We start from the raw sequence: 16,877 nt of genomic DNA on the forward strand, positions 1-16,877 counted from the left end.
AAGCTGCCGCACAACATAAGGGGAGAGGGTCGATCATGGAGGCTTTGGCGCTGGAGCGTAAGGCGGAGCAGAATCGCGAGCTGCGTGAACGGTTGTTGCAATTGAAAAAGGAACGAAATGCTATCATTTTGGCTCATTATTATCAACGGGATGAAATTCAAGAAGTAGCCGACTTTCGAGGGGATTCCTTTTTGCTGGCCCAGAAGGCAGCGCAAACGGACGCAGAGGTGATTGTGTTCTGCGGCGTTCATTTTATGGGGGAGAGCGCCAAAATTTTGGCACCGAACAAAACTGTGCTCATTCCTGACGAACGTGCCGGATGTCCAATGGCAGACATGGTGAACGTAGATGGATTGCGGAAGCTGAAAGCCCAGCATCCGAATGCCAAAGTGGTCACCTATATTAATTCCTCGGCCGAGATCAAAGCGGAGACCGACATTTGCTGTACATCTTCCAATGCGGTGAAGGTGATTCAATCGGTGGATTCCGATGAGATAATATGGGTACCGGACAAAAACCTGGGCCACTATGTGCAGCAGCATACGGATAAGAAGCTGATCATATGGGAAGGGTACTGCAACACCCATGACATGCTGACAGTGAAGGATGTCGTGGAGATGAAGGCCAAGTATCCGAATGCTGAGTTCGTGGTGCATCCGGAATGCCGTCCGGAAGTGGTCGCCATGGGTGATTTTGTAGGCAGCACAACCGCCATTCTTGAATATTGCAAAAATTCACCGGCCAAGGAATTTATCGTGGGAACGGAAGATGGAACGGGGTATCAGCTTCGTCTGGACAGCCCGGATAAACAATTCCATTTCGCAACCAAATTCCTGGTGTGTCCGAACATGAAAGTCAATAACCTTAAAAAACTGGTAAAAGCTCTGGAGACGATGAAGCCGCAAATTTATGTGCCGCCTGTCGTTGCCGAGAAAGCCAGAACTTCGTTAGAGCGCATGTTACAAGTGAAGTAGCATGCGCTACTCTTTCGTGAAAAGACAGGTGAATGATCATGATACCGCAATATCTGATTGACTTTGATCTGCAGGAGCTGCCGGTTGTCGAAACCGATGTCATCGTAATCGGGTCCGGAATTGCCGGCTTATATACATCTATTCTGGCGAGTGCGACGCATCGTGTGTTGCTGATCACCAAAAAATCGCTGCTCGAAAGCAACACGCGCTATGCGCAAGGCGGGATTGCCGCCGTCACGGCGGAGGATGATTCTCCGGCTTATCATCGGCAGGATACGCTGCTGGCCGGAGCTGGCCTCTGCTCTTCAGCGGCGGTGGATGTGCTCGTCAATGAAGGCCCGGCCGGTGTGCAGGAGTTGATTCGCCTGGGCACGATATTTGATGAGGTGAACGGCCAGCTGGCCTTGACCAAGGAGGGGGCGCACAGCCACAGGCGGATTCTGCATGCCAATGGGGATGCTACCGGTTACGAAATTGTCAGAGCCCTTTCCATTCAGGTTGAAATGCTTCACAATGTAGAGGTATGGGATGATCATTTTGTGATCGACCTGGTAACGGAGCAGGGGGAATGTCTTGGCGTTCTGGTGCAAATGCCGGACGGGAAGCGTGTATTCGTACGCGGACAGGCGACGATCCTCTGCTCTGGCGGCTCCGGACAGCTGTATCGCTATACAACCAATCCGGAGGTCGCAACAGCGGATGGCGTGGCGATGGCTTATCGGGCCGGCGCGCAGATTCGTGATATGGAATTTATTCAGTTTCATCCGACCGCGCTCAGTTATCCTGGCGCTCCGCGCTTTCTAATCTCGGAGGCCGTCCGGGGCGAAGGGGCTGTGCTGCGGAATATAAAAGGCGAGCGTTTCATGCATCGTTACCATGAGCTGCTGGAGCTTGCCCCAAGAGACGTGGTTGCCAGGGCGATTGTCAGCGAGATGGAGGAGACGCGCTCAACCTTCGTGTACTTGGATATTACGCATGAATCGCCGGAGATGGTAAAACACCGCTTTCCGACGATTTATGAGACCTGCATGCAGTATGGACTGGATTTATCCTCGGATTGGATTCCGGTCTCCCCTGCTGCGCATTATATGATGGGGGGCATCAAGACCAATCTGCATGGCGAGAGCAGCATCAAGCGGTTGTTCGCCTGTGGGGAGGTGTCTTCGACCGGGGTGCATGGAGCCAATCGGCTTGCCAGCAACTCGCTGTCGGAGGCGGTTGTGTATGGCAGCCGGATCGTGAATCAGATTCCGAGCCTGCCGAAGCGAAGCTCGGATATCCCGGCAGTGTCATTCCGTCTGGGCCGGACTGAAGGTCCTTTCCAGGCGATGGTGGAGAAGCGGCTGAAGCTGCAAAAGGTGATGGTGCGTTACGCTGGCCTGTGCCGCAGCCGTGACACTTTGCTGCGGGCTCAGGAGGAGCTTGGGCGGCAGCTTCCGCTGTTCCAAGCGCTGCTGTCGAAGCGGGAGGAGTACGAATTTGCCAATTTGCTCACCGCTTCGCTGCTGGTGGTACAGGGTGCGCTGCACCGGGAAGAGAGTCGCGGCGCGCATTTTCGCGAGGATTATCCGGAGCGGAATGATTCTGCCTGGCAGAAGCATATTATTCATACCCGGGATCAAGGAATGACGGAGGAAATCAGCGATGATGTTTAATGGATATAACGAGGGTCTACTGGATTGGATTCGGCTTTGGCTGCAAGAGGATGTCGGCTCCGGAGACATTACGACCCAGACGACAATTGCGCCGGGGCATGAGTCCAAGGCGATCATACATGCGAAGGAAGACGGGATTATCGCAGGCATGCCGGTAGCCGAAGCCGTGTTTCGCGCAGTAAGCCCGTCCCTGCAGTTCACGGCCATGGTCGAGGATGGTGACCGGGTGAGCAAGGGGACGGTTCTGGCGGAAGTGGAGGGCAGCACGCATCATATTTTGACCGGGGAACGGCTGGCTCTTAATCTGCTGCAGCGCATGTCGGGCATTGCTACAAGAACGCGCACTTATGTCGAGGCGCTGGAGGGGCTGCCGACCCGGCTGGTTGATACACGCAAGACCACGCCGGGCCACCGGATGCTGGAGAAGTATGCGGTCCGTGTCGGCGGCGGCGCCAATCACCGGTTTGGGCTGTATGATGCCGTCATGATCAAGGACAATCACATTAAGGGAGCTGGCGGCATCACTGCCGCGGTGACCCGCGCCCGGGCCCATATCCCGCACACGATGACGATTGAAGTGGAGACGGAAAGCCTGGAGCAGGTAGAGGAAGCGATTCAGGCCGGGGCGGATATCATCATGCTCGATAACATGGGACTGGAGCCCATGGCGGAAGCGGTTCGAATGATCAAGTCCAAAGCTCCGCATGTTCGAGTCGAGGCGTCAGGGAATGTATCGCTCGAAACGATTAAAGGAATCGCTCAAACCGGGGTGGACGTCATTTCGGTTGGGCGGCTTACCTATTCTTTCAGCAGCCTGGATATCAGTCTGGATCTGAACGCGAAGAAGGGAGGCGGCACGGCTTGATCTTGGTCGTTGATGTAGGCAATACCAATATCGTGCTTGGCGTATACAGAGGTAAGACGCTTTTGCATGATTTCCGGATCAGCACGGCACGCCGGGCAACGGTGGACGAATACGGCGTCCTGATTCATAACTTGTTCCAGATGTCCAATATCATGGTAAGCGAAATTGAAGGGGTTATCGTTTCTTCCGTGGTCCCGCCGCTGGTTGGCGTGGTGGAGGAGATGTGCCAGAAGTACATGCATAAGGACCCGCTCATTGTAGGGCCGGGGATTAAAACCGGGCTTAATCTCCGCTATGAGAATCCGCGAGAGGTCGGAGCTGACCGGATCGTGAACGCGGTGGCGGCCGTTGAGCTGTACGGAGGCGGTCCGTTGATCGTCGTCGATTTCGGCACAGCAACGACCTTTGATTGCATCGATGAGAAGGGCAATTACCTGGGCGGCGCGATCGTGCCTGGGATCGGCATCGCAACGGAAGCATTGGTGCAGCGGGCGTCCAAGCTGCCGCGGATCGAGCTGGAGAAACCGAAGAAGGTGATCGGGCGCAACACGGTTCACGCGATGCAGGCTGGCATCGTCTATGGCTATGCCGGGCAGGTTGACGGGCTTGTGAAGCGTATAAAAGCCGAGATGGGGGCAGACAATGTTAAAGTTATCGCCACCGGAGGCTTGGCTGAGCTGATCGCTGGCGAGACGGATTCGATTGACGAGATTGCGCCGCTCTTGACGCTTGAAGGGTTAAGAATTATATATGAACGCAACTAATGCCTATATAGAAACGTTAACAATGTACAATCTAATTTATGACATAAGCAGATGAGGGGGCTTGAAGATGGGGAATCACAATGACCGTATTTTGCGAGGAACCGCATTAAACGGAAAAGTACGGGCATTTGCTGTCCGTACGACAGACTTGGTGGAGGAGCTCCGCCGGAGACATGACACCTACCCCGTTGTAACGGCCGCCTTAGGCCGGACGGTGTCCGCAGCAGCAATGATGGGTGCGATGATGAAGGGCGAGGAGCGCCTCAGCATCCAGGTTCGCGGTGACGGACCGATCGGGCTGATCGCGGCTGAAGCGAATGCTCATGGTGAGGTTCGCGGATATGTTAACAATCCGCATGTCGAGCTGACGAATATTCGGCCGGGCAAAATGGATGTCGCTGCGGCTGTCGGCCGCTCGGGTCACATCCATATCATTAAGGATTTGGGGCTCAAGGAGCCATACCGGGGCAGCGTTCCGATTGTGTCGGGCGAGCTGGCTGAGGATTTTACGTACTATTTTGCCGTATCTGAACAGACCAACTCTGCCGTAAGTCTCGGTGTGCTTGTAGCGCCTGATTACACGGTTGCTCGCAGCGGCGGGTTTATTATTCAATTGCTGCCGGGCGTGACGGACGAGGAAGTTTCGGAGCTTGAGAAGGCGCTGCAGCAGGTGCCTCCGATTACAGAGATGCTGGAAGAAGGCCTTGATCTGGAGGACATTCTGAAGCGGGTCGTTCCGGATTTCACCAAGCTGGACGAGATGGAAGTGCATTTTGCGTGCGACTGCTCCCATGAGCGGGTCGAGCGGGCACTGATCAGCATGGGCCAGGAAGAGCTTGTGCAGATGATCGAAGAGGATGGTCAGGCTGAAATTACATGCCATTTCTGCAATGAAGCTTATACCTTTGATGAAGAGCAGTTAAAATCCGTGCTGGCACGGGCCAAATCTTAAGTATTGGGATGAGCGACCGTAATGACGAGACAAGAGAAGGGATTGTGGGCGACCGTCATTGTCTTGACAGCAGGCGTTATCTTTATGGGCAGCTGGATGCTGTTTTCAGGAGGAGGCTCCATCGAAGGGATCAAGCAATTCAAGGGAACTTCTCCGGCGGTTGCATCCGTACAGGACAAGGCAATTACTGAGGACGAGTGGGTTGGCGAGCTGAAGAAGCGTTATGGCCGCGATGTGCTGATGACGATGCTGAACCGGCGTGCTGTCGCACTGGAGGCCAGCGGACGCGGACTGGACATAAGTGAAGCGGAATTAGAGGCAGAGTTTGAGCGGATGAGCAGAAGCTATGGCTCCAAGGAGCGCTTTATCGCGGAGATGGAGAGCCAGCTGGGCATTCCGGAAGAAGAGCTGAGACATGAGACGGTATATCGCTTGTTGCTCGAGAAGATTGCCACAGCTGACATTGAAATCGATCAACATCAGATCGACGAGTATTTGAAATTGCATCCTGATCAATATCGCCCCAAAAAACAAGTAGACATATCAGTAATCGAAGTTGCAACCCTGGATGAAGCTGAACAGGTACTGGATCGATTGGAGCATGGCGAAAACTTTGCGGATCTGGCGCAAGAAGTATCCATTGATGAATACACCCGGGATTATGGGGGAAGAATCGGTCTGGTGGAAGAGGATGATCCCTTTCAGTCCCAAGCGCTGCTTGAGACGGCTACATTGCTGGAAGCCGGAGATATTGCCGGTCCGATTCGCCTTGAAGACACGTATGGCATCGTCTATGTGCATGATGTGATCGAGCCGCCTACACTTAGCGAGGAGAGCATCCGCGAAGCGGTTCGCAAGCAGCTTGCGCTGCAGCAGGCGGTTTCGTTGTCCGAACTGGAGCAGCAGCTGCGGGAGAAATATGAGGCAAAAATATTCGCCGGCGTTCTGCCGTAACACTTGGTGCATCGATGCATCACCATTGAACTCATTGAAAATAATAGCCTTTGCCCAGCGGGAAATGTTTCGTGCATGCCAACGGGCAGAGGCTTGTTTTAAATATCGGCGCTGCGCGCCGGTTGGCACATCCGAATGGACTAGGAAAATTTACCCGGAAATTGTGAATTCGCTTGCCCTATGATATTGACAATAATCAATATCGTTTGATAAGATGAATGTACGAAAACCTACCTATTTACTCGGATATCAGGATGTGGGGCGAATGCTTCCTATCCGCACAACGAAGAGGGTTTAACTGAGCTTGTTATCCATAATTACTGTTTGTAAATTATATTGAGATCCAGAGGAGGGCTTCACTCATGGCAAAAGTCGTAAATAATGTGACAGAACTGATCGGAGGTACACCGCTGGTGCGTTTGAACCGGATCGTACCGGAGGATAGTGCGGAGATTTATCTGAAGCTGGAATACCAGAACCCGGGAGCGAGCGTGAAGGACCGGATTGCTGTCAGCATTGTGGAAGAGGCCGAGAAGGAAGGCCGCTTGAAGCCGGGCGGCACGATCATTGAAGCGACAAGCGGCAACACGGGGATCGGTCTTGCTATGGTAGCAGCAGCCAAAGGCTACAAGGCGATCATCGTTATGCCTGAGACCATGAGTATGGAGCGCCGCAACCTGCTTCGCGCTTATGGCGCGGAGCTGGTGCTGACACCGGGATCGGAAGGAATGAACGGTGCGGTTAAGAAGGCGGAGGAGATTCTGAAGGAGAATCCGGACTACTTCATGGCTGAACAGTTCAAGAACAAAGCGAACGTGAAAATTCACCGCGAAACGACAGGTCCTGAAATTGTAGAGGCGATTGAGTCCATCGGGGGCTCGTTGGATGCATTTGTGGCTGGTATCGGTACCGGTGGTACGATTACGGGTGCAGGGGAAGTGCTTAAAGATAAGTTCCCTGATATTAAAATCTATGCCGTTGAGCCGGCGGCTTCTCCAATCTTGGCCGGAGGCAAGCCAGGTCCTCACAAAATCCAAGGAATCGGCGCAAACTTCATTCCTGAAATTCTGAATCAGGAAATCTATGATCAGATCATTCATGTTGAGAATGATGATGCGTTTGAAACCTCTCGCAAGGTGGCTAAAGAAGAAGGCGTGCTGGGCGGTATCTCCTCTGGTGCAGCGGTATATGCAGCGCTGAAGGTAGCCAAGGAGCTGGGCAAAGGGAAGCGCGTGGTCGCTGTCATTCCAAGTAACGGCGAACGTTACCTGAGCACTCCGCTGTACAATTTCGAGGCATAATCTCCTATATTCGATATGCCAGGCCCTCAATGTTCAGAGCATTGGGGGCTTTTTTGTAATTCTCGACGGGATAGGCCTGGCCAGATCCGCCGCGAGATCTATCGCATCAAAGGAAGAACGAACATAACCGCACTCAAATGCTTACGGCCCAGGCGGACCAGGGAGAATCAGAATCGAATGCGGCAAAATACTGAATACTACAGTTTAACCTTCACCGCTCCCGGAGACTTCGTGCCCCATTATTTGGCGACTGCAGCGTATGGGGTTTTCAAGCGGGGCGGGATGCAGTATACTGACAGGCAATAGTAAGAGTGCGGCTTTGTTATAAGGCGCGAGGAGGACAGGCATGGTGAAGAATGTAGAGCTGGCAGACTGGCTAGCATGGGCTGAGGAAGGATGGACCGTGCTGCCTTATCTGGTGAAAGTGTCGGGAGAAGGAGGCCGTCTGCCTGCGTCGTGGAAACAGGCGTGGAAGGCGGGCTCGCCGTACGCATTTGTGCTTGAGAGCGGAAAGGGCGGACGGTATACGTATTTGGGGCTTCACCCGGTGTCCGTCCTGACAGGCAAAGGCGGGTCAGGCGAGATGCTGGAGCTGGCGACGGGACAGCGAACGACCGCCGAAGGGCAGCCGCTGGAGCTTCTGGAGCGCTGGATGCGGTCCTTTGCCTCCCCGAAAGTGCCGGGCTGGCCTGATTTTCGCGGCGGATGTGTCGGCTTCCTCGGCTATGATGTGGCTCGCTCTCTGGAGCAGCTGCCACAGCTGGCTAGCGATGAGCCCGGGTTTCCGGATTATATGTGGATGCGAATGGAAGAGCTGTGGATATACGACCACATTGAGCATGCGCTGTACTGTTCTGTTCATGCGCCGGTTTCATGGCTGGATGAAGGGAAGGAAGTGCGGAAGACCCCGGAGCGAGAGCGGAGGGAGTTGACGGCTTCGCAGAAGCTCAGGCTCGAAGCGCTGCTGCGGGATACGAATGAGCGGGCGCGGCGGATGCATGCCCAGTGGAGGGACATGTTTGGCGCGGATCAGGAGAACGCTGCCGCTGAGCAGCTGCGAAACGAAAGGCTGGAGAAAGCCGGGGAGCTGCTTGGGCCGAAGGTTGAAGGTTGGGACCGGCTGGAAAGTGATTTTCCGCAGGAGGATTTCGAGCAGGCGGTGCTGGCGATCCAGGAGTATATCCGGCAGGGGGATGTGTTCCAGGTGAATCTGTCGGTTCGCCGGCACCTCAAGCTCCATGCGCATCCTCAGGATATCTACGAATGGATGAGGGTGCTCAATCCTTCGCCCTACATGGGCTATCTGACCTCTCCCGGGTTCACGCTGGCGAGCGGTTCGCCGGAGCTGCTTGTCAAGGTAAGGGACGATGTCGTATCGGCGCGTCCCATTGCGGGAACCCGCCGCCGCGGGGCGAATCCGGAGGAGGATGCCGCCATGGAGGCTGAGCTGACCGGCAGTGAGAAAGAGCGCGCGGAGCATATTATGCTCGTCGATCTCGAACGCAATGACATCGGCCGAATTGCCGCATATGGATCGGTGCATGTACCGGAACTGATGACCGTGGAGCGTTACTCGCACGTCATGCACTTGGTATCCCAGGTGGAAGGGAAGCTCAGCCATGGGAATAACGCCTATGATGTGATTGCGGCGACGTTCCCGGGCGGCACGATTACCGGCGCGCCGAAGATTCGGACGATGGAGATTATTGAGGAGCTTGAGCCTGTCACCCGGGGGCCGTATACCGGCTCGATGGGGTGGATTGATTATAACGGGGATATGGAACTGAACATTATTATTCGGACGCTTGTGGTGCAGGACGGCGTCGGGTACATCCAGACCGGTGCGGGCATCGTGATTGATTCGGACCCTTACCGGGAGTACAGGGAATGCCGCAATAAAGCGAAGGCGCTTGTCGCGGCCCTGATCTGCAGTGAAGAAGAAGCGGCAGCCCCGGCTGTCCATATGGGAGGGAACTAACATGATACTCGTGATCGACAACTATGATTCATTTACGTACAACCTGGTACAGTACCTCGGCGAGCTTGGCGAGGAGATCAAGGTGTGCCGGAATGATGAGATTGACATTGAAGGGATTCAAGAGCTGTCTCCGGATCATATTCTGATCTCTCCGGGGCCGTGCACGCCGAATGAGGCGGGCATCAGCCTGGATGTAATCTCGCATTTCAAAGGTAGCATTCCGATCTTCGGCGTATGCTTGGGACACCAGGCGATTGGCCAGGCGTTTGGCGGTAAAGTGATTCGTGCGGAGCGGCTGATGCACGGCAAAACGTCGGCTATCCACCATTCAGGCACATCGGTATTTGAGGGACTCCCGAATCCGTTCACTGCGACCCGTTATCATTCTCTTATTGTCGAGAAGGAGAGCCTGCCGGATTGCCTGGAGATTACGTCCTGGACTGAGGAAGGCGAAATTATGGGGCTGCGTCACAAGGATTATCCGGTTGAGGGCGTCCAGTTCCATCCGGAATCGATCATTACCGACCACGGTCACCAGATGCTGCGCAACTTCCTCAAGCGGAGCGCCGGAACGAAAGCATGAGCTATGTTGGATTAAACGGCTCGGTTGTGAGGCAGGATCAAGCTGCCGTCTCGGTAATGGACCACGGGCTATTGTATGGCATGGGGTTGTTCGAGACCTTTCGCACATATAACGGCGTCCCCTTCTTGCTTGAGCGGCATCTTAAGCGTCTGTCAGACAGCTGCCGGCTGCTCGGGATTCATCATCAGCCTGATCCGGTGATGATTACCGGCTGGCTTCAGCAGCTGATGGCGGCGAATGGGCTATCTGAGGCGTATGTCCGGTATACCGTGACCGCAGGCGAAGCCCCGTTGGGGCTGCCAAGCGGTCAATACACGGATCCGGCCACACTCCTGTTCACCAAGGCGCTGCCGCCGCTCAAGGCGGCGCTATATACTGAGGGCCGCGCATTGCAGCTGTTGTCAGTTACAAGAAATTCGCCGGAGACGCCGGTGCGACTGAAGTCGCTCCATTATATGAATAATGTGATGGCCAAGCGGGAGCTAGACGAGCGCAATGCGGCCACGGGCACGCAGGCCGAAGGGCTTATGCTGACGGCGGATGGTCATGTCGCCGAGGGCATTGTGAGCAATGTGTTTTTTGTAAAGGGAAACAAGCTGTATACACCGGAGATCAGCACCGGGGTGCTGCCGGGCATCACCCGGGCGGTCGTGCTTGAATTGGCCGAGGAACTGGGCGTCGAAGCCGAGGAAGGGCGTTACCGCTGGGGGGCGCTCGCCGGGGCGGATGAAGTATTTACGACAGGCTCCGTACAGGAGATCGTGCCTGTCACGAGGTTGATTGATGTGGAAGGCGCTTCTCACCGGATCGGAGATGGGCTCGCCGGGCCGCTCACCGGGAAGCTGCTGCAGGCATACCGAAAGAAAGCAGGGTTATATCGCCATGAAAACAACCATTTATGAACGTGAATATCGGCTGCGAAACGGCCAGGTGCTGAAGCTTGGCCAATCTACGCTGATTATGGGGATTTTGAACGTGACGCCAGACTCCTTCTCCGATGGCGGCCGTTATCACGATCCCGGGCGTGCGGTGGAGCATGCTCTTCGCTTATTCGAGGAAGGAGCCGATATTATAGATATCGGGGGAGAGTCGACGCGCCCGGGACACCAGAAGGTCGGCAAGGAAGAGGAACTGGCTCGGATTCTGCCGGTCATTGAAGCTCTTCGCCAGCAGGCTCCGCATATTCCGCTGTCCGTGGATACGTATAAGGCGGAGGTTGCGAGACAGGCGGTGGAGGCCGGGGCGCATATCATTAATGATGTTTGGGGATTTAAAGAAGACCCCGACATGGCTGCCGTGGCAGCGGCGCTTGATTGTCCTGTCATCCTGATGCATAACCGCCGCGACATGAATTATGTCGATCTGGTGGAGGATATGAAGCGGGATCTGCTGGACAGTGTCGAGATTGCACGTACCGGTGGCGTTAAGGAGCAGAACATCATTTTGGATCCGGGAATCGGTTTTGCGAAGGATTACGAGCACAATCTGCAGGTGATGTCGTCGCTGGATCATCTGGTGGGGCTCGGTTATCCGATGCTTCTTGCCACCTCGCGCAAGCGATTCATCAGAACGGCGCTGGATCTTCCGGTGGACGATGTGCTGGAGGGGACGGCCGCAACGGTGGCGTACGGCATTATGCAGGGATGTCAGATCGTTCGCGTTCATGATGTGAAGCATATGAAGCGCACGGCGCGCATGTGTGATGCGATGCTGTATGTTTCGCCGGAGCTGACCCGGGCATAATGAAGGACAACCGAGTGAAAGGGCTGACGTAAGTGATGGACAAAATGATACTGAGCCGGATGGAGTATTACGGTTACCATGGCGTGTTTGAAGAGGAGCGGAAGCTTGGGCAGCGTTTTTATGTCGATCTGGAGCTGGAGATGGATCTAAGTGAGGCCGGACGGACGGATGATCTGAGCAAAACGGTAAATTATGCCGAGATTCACGAGCTCCTCCAAGGCATTATGCGGGAAGAGTCCTTTCAGCTGATCGAGGCGCTAGCCGAGCATATTGCATCCAAGGTACTGGACACTTATACTATTATCGATGCTTTAACGGTCCGATTGACGAAGCCGCACCCGCCTTTTGATATTCATTTTGAAGGTGTGACGATCGAACTTCGCCGGACCAGAAAGTGAGACGACCATGATGTTACACACCCCCTCTGATCGTTCAGAGGCTTATATTGCTTTAGGGGCCAATTTGGGTGACCGGGAAGGGAACCTGATGCAAGCCATTGAACGCCTGGATCAAGTGCCGGGCATTACGGTGGAGCGCTGCTCCCATCTGTATGAGACCGAGCCGGTAGGGTATGTCGATCAGCCGATGTTTCTGAACATGGCGGTCGCCGTTTTCACCTCGCTCAGCCCGCATCGGCTGCTGGCAGAAATGCAGCACATCGAGAAGGAGCTGGGCCGGGTTCGCCACATTCACTGGGGACCACGGACGGTGGATCTGGATCTGATCTGGATGGACGGACAGCGGCTCGATACGCCGGAGCTTGTGCTTCCGCATCCGCGTATGCAGGAACGGGCTTTCGTGCTTAGACCGCTGGCTGACATTGTTTCAGAGGAGGAGCCTTCCGGTTTATATAAGGTGGTACAGACAGCGCTGGAGACACTGGAAGGAAAGGAAGGGATACAGCTTTGGAAAACAAGCAACTGGCGCAGCGTATCCGCGCTTTCCGAAAACTGAAAGGCCTGACTCAGCAGGAGCTTTCCGACCGAACCGGAATCTCTTTGGCTGTGCTGGGAGCGATCGAGCGGGGCAATCGTACAGCTGAGGATCATCAGTTGGCCACAATTGCGGACACGCTTGGCATTTCGCTGCAGGAGCTGAGAGAAGGATAGTCGGCATACTGGGAAGATAGTCGAGGATGGATGACATTTGGAATGCACCGGGATTTGGCGACAGTCCCGACTATATATCATTAATGGAACCCGAAGGAGTGATGCCAAGATGCTAAAGATCGGCAATATTGAAATGAAGAACCAGGTCGTACTGGCGCCGATGGCGGGTGTCTGCAATCCGGCGTTCCGATTGATTGCCAAGGAGTTCGGCACAGGTCTGGTCTGTGCGGAGATGGTCAGCGGCAAGGCGATTGTGCACGGCAACAAGCGCACGCAGGAAATGCTGTTTGTGGATGAGCGCGAGAAGCCGCTGAGCCTGCAGATTTTTGGCGGGGACCGTCAAGCGCTTGTGGAGGCGGCCAAGGTGGTCGACAAGCATACGAACGCGGATATTATTGATATCAACATGGGCTGCCCTGCACCGAAGGTGACGAAGATGGATGCGGGGGCGCGCTGGCTGCTGGACCCGAACAAAATCTACGAGATGGTGGCGGCAGTCGTGGATGCGGTGGATAAACCGGTCACGGTAAAAATGCGCACAGGCTGGGATAGCGACCACATCTATGCCATCGAGAATGCGCAGGCGGTGGAGCGCGCCGGAGGTCAAGCGGTCAGCGTGCACGGACGTACGCGCGAGCAGCTCTACACCGGACGCGCCGATTGGGACATCATCCGACAGGTGAAGGAAGCGGTCAACATTCCTGTCATCGGCAACGGGGATGTGGTGACGCCTGAGGATGCGCGCCGCATGCTGGATACGACCGGCTGCGATGGCGTCATGATTGGAAGAGGGGCGCTTGGCAATCCGTGGATGCTGTACCGTACGGTTGAGTATTTGAAGACGGGCGAGCTGCTGCCGGACCCGAATCCGAGAGAGAAAATCCGGATTGCGATTCTTCATATGGATCGCCTCATTGCCCTGCGCGGTGAAGCGGTCGCAGTTCGCGAAATGCGCAAGCATCTGGCCTGGTACCTGAAAGGTCTGAAAGGATCGGCCCGGATCAAGGACATCATTATGGAGGAAACCAAGCGGGATGAACTGGTCAAGCTTCTGAATCAATTCGTGGATCAGCTCGAATGGGGAGATGAGTCCTCCAACAGTGTATATCCGCCGGTTGCAACCGCGATAGGTTAATGGGAGCTGGTGCGCTTCATTTCAGGCTTTCTGGCCGGGGCGGAAGGCCCTTCGGAGCGCATTGACTTTTTCTAATGGTTCCCATATAATCTTTCAGTATAAATTCAAGTAATGAACAAGCATCAGCGGGAAGTTCTGTTTCCCGAGAAATCGCATATAGTAAGCATATCGTGTTTTAAATTATTTACATGACAGGAGAATCGGTTAATGAGTGATAAAGAAGTCATTCTGACGCAGGATGGTCTGAAGAAGCTGGAGGACGAACTGGAAAACCTGAAGTCTGTGAAGCGCCGCGAAGTGGCAGAGCGGATTAAAGTGGCCATTGGATATGGCGATATCAGTGAGAACTCCGAATATGAAGACGCCAAGAACGAACAAGCTTTTATTGAAGGGCGCATTATTACACTTGAGAAAATGCTCCGCAATGCCCGCATCATCAATAACGATGATATTAACACCGATGTGGTAAGCGTTGGCAACACCGTGATCGTAGAGGATCTCGAATTCGGTGACAAGATGGAGTATACCATCGTGGGTACAGCTGAATCCGATCCGCTCAATAACAAGATTTCCAATGAAAGTCCTGTCGGCAAAGCGATCATCGGCAAACAAAAAGGTTCCGTTGTTGATGTGAACGTTCCTGCTGGCGTTATTCAATATAAAATTGTAGACATTAAGAAGTAAGTCGGAACGTTGAGGAAAGCTTCCTTCGGGGGGCTTTTTTAAATGTTGTCATGGATGGAGCGCAGGGAATATGATCGAGTGCGCTTTGAATGGAGGACGGGTCCGTCATTTCTGGTTGGCTGCCGGAGAGTGGGATATGGACCATGCCGTCCTGCTGGATCGGGAGTAAACGATCGACGTATATGAAGGAGATGAACGACGATGACGGAAGAAAACAATCATCAGGAACAAGAGCAGGAGCTAAGTGAGCTGCTGCAGATCCGCCGCAACAAATTGGACGAGCTCCGCAAGCTCGGGATCGATCCTTTTGGCGGAAAATACGTAAGAACCGACCATGCCGGCGATTTGCTGAAGCAGTATGATGCGTTGCCGAAGGAAGAGCTGGACGAGAAGAAGGTTGAAGTCAACCTTGCCGGACGCATTATGGCCAAGCGGGGCATGGGTAAGGCTTCTTTTGCTCATATTCAGGATTTGACAGGCCGCATTCAGATCTATGTTCGCCAGGACACGCTGTCCGAAACGCAATACGAGGCGTTCAGCATTCTGGATCTGGGTGACATTGTCGGCGTCAAGGGCGTTCTGTTCAAGACCAAAACCGGCGAGACTACGGTGAAGGTGCAGGAGCTTGAAGTGCTGTCCAAATCGCTGTATCCGCTCCCTGAGAAATTCCATGGTCTGAAGGATGTTGAGCTTCGCTACCGTCAGCGTTACGTCGATCTGATCATCAATCCGGATGTACAAAAGACATTCATTACACGCTCCCGGATCATCCAGTCGATGAGACGCTATCTGGATTCCCACGGGTATCTTGAGGTTGAGACGCCAACCCTTCATTCGATTCCGGGTGGTGCGGCGGCCCGTCCATTCATTACGCATCATAATGCGCTTGATATGGAGCTGTACATGCGGATCGCCATCGAGCTTCATTTGAAACGTTTGATCGTGGGCGGTCTGGAGAAAGTATACGAAATCGGCCGGGTGTACCGGAACGAGGGGATTTCGACGCGTCACAATCCGGAATTCACCATGATCGAGCTATATGAAGCCTATGCTGACTACAAAGATATTATGGCATTAACCGAGAATCTGATTTCTCATATCGCCCAGGAAGTTCTGGGCACACAGATCATTAACTACCAAGGCCACGAGGTGGATTTGACGCCACAGTGGCGCCGTGTATCGATGGTGGATGCGGTGAAGGAAGTGGTGGGCGTTGATTTTGGTGTTCAGATGACCGATGAAGAAGCACACCGTCTGGCAAAAGAGCACAAGGTGCCTGTAGAGCCGCACATGACGTTCGGCCACATTCTGAATGCATTCTTCGAGCAATTTGTTGAGGAGACGCTGATTCAGCCAACCTTCGTTACCGGCCATCCGGTGGAGATTTCACCGCTGGCTAAGAAGAATGACGAGGACCCTCGCTTCACCGATCGCTTCGAGCTGTTCATCGTTGCGCGTGAGCATGCCAACGCGTTCTCCGAGCTGAACGATCCGATCGATCAGCGTCAGCGCTTTGAAGCGCAGCTTAAGGAGCGCGAGCAGGGCAATGATGAAGCGCATGAAATGGATGAGGATTTCCTTCGTGCGCTGGAGTACGGCATGCCGCCGACTGGCGGTCTCGGCATCGGGATTGACCGGTTGATTATGCTGCTGACGGACTCCCCGTCGATCCGCGATGTGCTGCTGTTCCCGCACATGCGGAATCGCCAAGAATAGAGACGTGCAGCCCTGACTTCTTGCCGATCGCATTCGCTGCTTGCGCATGATGGAAGGGTTACGGCGCGTATAGATGTAGAACAAACCAGCCTGCTCGATTGAGCAGGCTGGTTTGTTGTTATATAGAGGTTGGGTTCGTGATGCGTGTTGTTGTATGCGATGCCGTGGGGCTTATCGTAAAATTCAATTGAACAATGGGCGCGGCTACTGATGGGACTGGGCAACCAGAGCTCTGAATGGATTACAATATTTTACCAGTATAAAAAGTTCGGACATAGGGTTGCTTTGTTGCTGGTATCGTGATATATTATAAATCCGGTCACGAAATGGCCGACAGCACAGAGCAAGTGAGCAGCTGAATTTTGAATCAAATAAACATTCAAAAAAAGACTTGCAAACTTATCTCGGATGTGCTACAATATAAAAGTTGCTGATGCGAACCAGATTCGCAGGTGACGAAGTGG

The 16,877-nt window shown here is 54.1% G+C and carries 17 protein-coding genes; all 17 read left to right on the top strand.

What is annotated here, in order from left to right; translation table 11 throughout:
- Positions 1–35: 35 nt before the first annotated feature.
- Positions 36–974, top strand: coding sequence for a quinolinate synthase NadA (nadA, locus tag CHH75_RS22245; protein WP_095267698.1), 939 nt, complete (start codon positions 36–38; stop codon positions 972–974).
- Between the two features lie 38 nt (positions 975–1,012).
- Positions 1,013–2,629 (top strand): L-aspartate oxidase, encoded by a 1,617-nt coding sequence (gene nadB / locus CHH75_RS22250; protein ID WP_095399176.1) that lies wholly within the window; start codon positions 1,013–1,015, stop codon positions 2,627–2,629.
- Positions 2,619–3,494 carry a carboxylating nicotinate-nucleotide diphosphorylase gene (gene nadC / locus CHH75_RS22255; RefSeq protein WP_095267700.1) on the top strand — a complete coding sequence of 292 codons (876 nt, stop codon included), beginning with the start codon at positions 2,619–2,621 and terminating at the stop codon, positions 3,492–3,494. The genes nadB and nadC overlap by 11 nt, the downstream gene beginning before the upstream one ends.
- The gene (locus tag CHH75_RS22260; RefSeq protein ID WP_095267701.1) at positions 3,491–4,258 is read left to right on the top strand and encodes a type III pantothenate kinase; all 768 of its coding nucleotides are present in this window, start codon (positions 3,491–3,493) and stop codon (positions 4,256–4,258) included. The genes nadC and CHH75_RS22260 overlap by 4 nt, the downstream gene beginning before the upstream one ends.
- A 67-nt stretch (positions 4,259–4,325) precedes the next feature.
- The gene (gene hslO, locus CHH75_RS22265) at positions 4,326–5,210 is read left to right on the top strand and encodes an Hsp33 family molecular chaperone HslO (protein ID WP_095267702.1); all 885 of its coding nucleotides are present in this window, start codon (positions 4,326–4,328) and stop codon (positions 5,208–5,210) included.
- A 21-nt stretch (positions 5,211–5,231) separates the two neighbouring features.
- Positions 5,232–6,164, top strand: coding sequence for a peptidyl-prolyl cis-trans isomerase (locus CHH75_RS22270; RefSeq protein ID WP_095399177.1), 933 nt, complete (start codon positions 5,232–5,234; stop codon positions 6,162–6,164).
- Positions 6,165–6,526: 362 nt separating this feature from the next.
- Positions 6,527–7,465, top strand: coding sequence for a cysteine synthase A (gene cysK, locus CHH75_RS22275; RefSeq protein ID WP_095267704.1), 939 nt, complete (start codon positions 6,527–6,529; stop codon positions 7,463–7,465).
- 346 nt (positions 7,466–7,811) lie between these two features.
- Positions 7,812–9,443: an anthranilate synthase component I family protein gene (locus CHH75_RS22280; RefSeq protein ID WP_095399178.1), complete on the top strand. Its 1,632-nt coding sequence runs from the start codon at positions 7,812–7,814 to the stop codon at positions 9,441–9,443.
- A 1-nt stretch (position 9,444) separates the two neighbouring features.
- On the top strand, positions 9,445–10,026 hold the full coding sequence (gene pabA / locus CHH75_RS22285) for an aminodeoxychorismate/anthranilate synthase component II (RefSeq protein ID WP_095399179.1): 582 nt from the start codon (positions 9,445–9,447) through the stop codon (positions 10,024–10,026).
- Positions 10,023–10,928: an aminotransferase class IV gene (locus tag CHH75_RS22290; RefSeq protein WP_095399180.1), complete on the top strand. Its 906-nt coding sequence runs from the start codon at positions 10,023–10,025 to the stop codon at positions 10,926–10,928. The genes pabA and CHH75_RS22290 overlap by 4 nt, the downstream gene beginning before the upstream one ends.
- The gene (folP, locus tag CHH75_RS22295; protein ID WP_095399181.1) at positions 10,909–11,769 is read left to right on the top strand and encodes a dihydropteroate synthase; all 861 of its coding nucleotides are present in this window, start codon (positions 10,909–10,911) and stop codon (positions 11,767–11,769) included. The genes CHH75_RS22290 and folP overlap by 20 nt, the downstream gene beginning before the upstream one ends.
- 35 nt (positions 11,770–11,804) lie before the next feature.
- Positions 11,805–12,167, top strand: a complete 363-nt coding sequence (gene folB / locus CHH75_RS22300) for a dihydroneopterin aldolase (RefSeq protein ID WP_095267709.1) — start codon at positions 11,805–11,807, stop codon at positions 12,165–12,167.
- Positions 12,168–12,174: 7 nt separating this feature from the next.
- Positions 12,175–12,723: a 2-amino-4-hydroxy-6-hydroxymethyldihydropteridine diphosphokinase gene (gene folK, locus CHH75_RS22305; RefSeq protein WP_095399182.1), complete on the top strand. Its 549-nt coding sequence runs from the start codon at positions 12,175–12,177 to the stop codon at positions 12,721–12,723.
- Entirely contained in the window at positions 12,675–12,878 is a 204-nt protein-coding gene (locus CHH75_RS22310) for a helix-turn-helix domain-containing protein (RefSeq protein WP_095267711.1), read from the top strand. Before folK ends, CHH75_RS22310 begins: the two co-directional genes overlap by 49 nt.
- A 109-nt stretch (positions 12,879–12,987) precedes the next feature.
- Complete coding sequence (gene dusB, locus CHH75_RS22315; protein ID WP_095267712.1) at positions 12,988–14,013, top strand: tRNA dihydrouridine synthase DusB; 1,026 nt, start codon at positions 12,988–12,990, stop codon at positions 14,011–14,013.
- Positions 14,014–14,220: 207 nt separating this feature from the next.
- The gene (gene greA / locus CHH75_RS22320; RefSeq protein WP_095267713.1) at positions 14,221–14,697 is read left to right on the top strand and encodes a transcription elongation factor GreA; all 477 of its coding nucleotides are present in this window, start codon (positions 14,221–14,223) and stop codon (positions 14,695–14,697) included.
- Positions 14,698–14,898: 201 nt separating this feature from the next.
- Positions 14,899–16,413 carry a lysine--tRNA ligase gene (gene lysS, locus CHH75_RS22325; RefSeq protein ID WP_095267714.1) on the top strand — a complete coding sequence of 505 codons (1,515 nt, stop codon included), beginning with the start codon at positions 14,899–14,901 and terminating at the stop codon, positions 16,411–16,413.
- Positions 16,414–16,877 lie beyond the last annotated feature (464 nt).

The sequence above is a fragment of the Paenibacillus sp. 7541 genome, assembly GCF_002276395.1.
In the GTDB taxonomy this organism is placed as follows: Bacteria; Bacillota; Bacilli; order Paenibacillales; family Paenibacillaceae; genus Paenibacillus_AQ; species Paenibacillus_AQ campinasensis.

Bases quoted from the DNA above. Each gene is read 5' to 3' on its own strand.
- nadA (WP_095267698.1), top strand. From the start codon at position 36: ATGGAGGCTTTGGCGCTGGAGCGTAAGGCGGAGCAGAATCGCGAGCTG.
- nadB (WP_095399176.1), top strand. From the start codon at position 1,013: ATGATACCGCAATATCTGATTGACTTTGATCTGCAGGAGCTGCCGGTT.
- nadC (WP_095267700.1), top strand. From the start codon at position 2,619: ATGATGTTTAATGGATATAACGAGGGTCTACTGGATTGGATTCGGCTT.
- hslO (WP_095267702.1), top strand. From the start codon at position 4,326: ATGGGGAATCACAATGACCGTATTTTGCGAGGAACCGCATTAAACGGA.
- CHH75_RS22270 (WP_095399177.1), top strand. From the start codon at position 5,232: ATGACGAGACAAGAGAAGGGATTGTGGGCGACCGTCATTGTCTTGACA.
- cysK (WP_095267704.1), top strand. From the start codon at position 6,527: ATGGCAAAAGTCGTAAATAATGTGACAGAACTGATCGGAGGTACACCG.
- CHH75_RS22280 (WP_095399178.1), top strand. From the start codon at position 7,812: ATGGTGAAGAATGTAGAGCTGGCAGACTGGCTAGCATGGGCTGAGGAA.
- pabA (WP_095399179.1), top strand. From the start codon at position 9,445: ATGATACTCGTGATCGACAACTATGATTCATTTACGTACAACCTGGTA.
- CHH75_RS22290 (WP_095399180.1), top strand. From the start codon at position 10,023: ATGAGCTATGTTGGATTAAACGGCTCGGTTGTGAGGCAGGATCAAGCT.
- folP (WP_095399181.1), top strand. From the start codon at position 10,909: ATGAAAACAACCATTTATGAACGTGAATATCGGCTGCGAAACGGCCAG.
- folB (WP_095267709.1), top strand. From the start codon at position 11,805: ATGGACAAAATGATACTGAGCCGGATGGAGTATTACGGTTACCATGGC.
- folK (WP_095399182.1), top strand. From the start codon at position 12,175: ATGATGTTACACACCCCCTCTGATCGTTCAGAGGCTTATATTGCTTTA.
- dusB (WP_095267712.1), top strand. From the start codon at position 12,988: ATGCTAAAGATCGGCAATATTGAAATGAAGAACCAGGTCGTACTGGCG.
- greA (WP_095267713.1), top strand. From the start codon at position 14,221: ATGAGTGATAAAGAAGTCATTCTGACGCAGGATGGTCTGAAGAAGCTG.
- lysS (WP_095267714.1), top strand. From the start codon at position 14,899: ATGACGGAAGAAAACAATCATCAGGAACAAGAGCAGGAGCTAAGTGAG.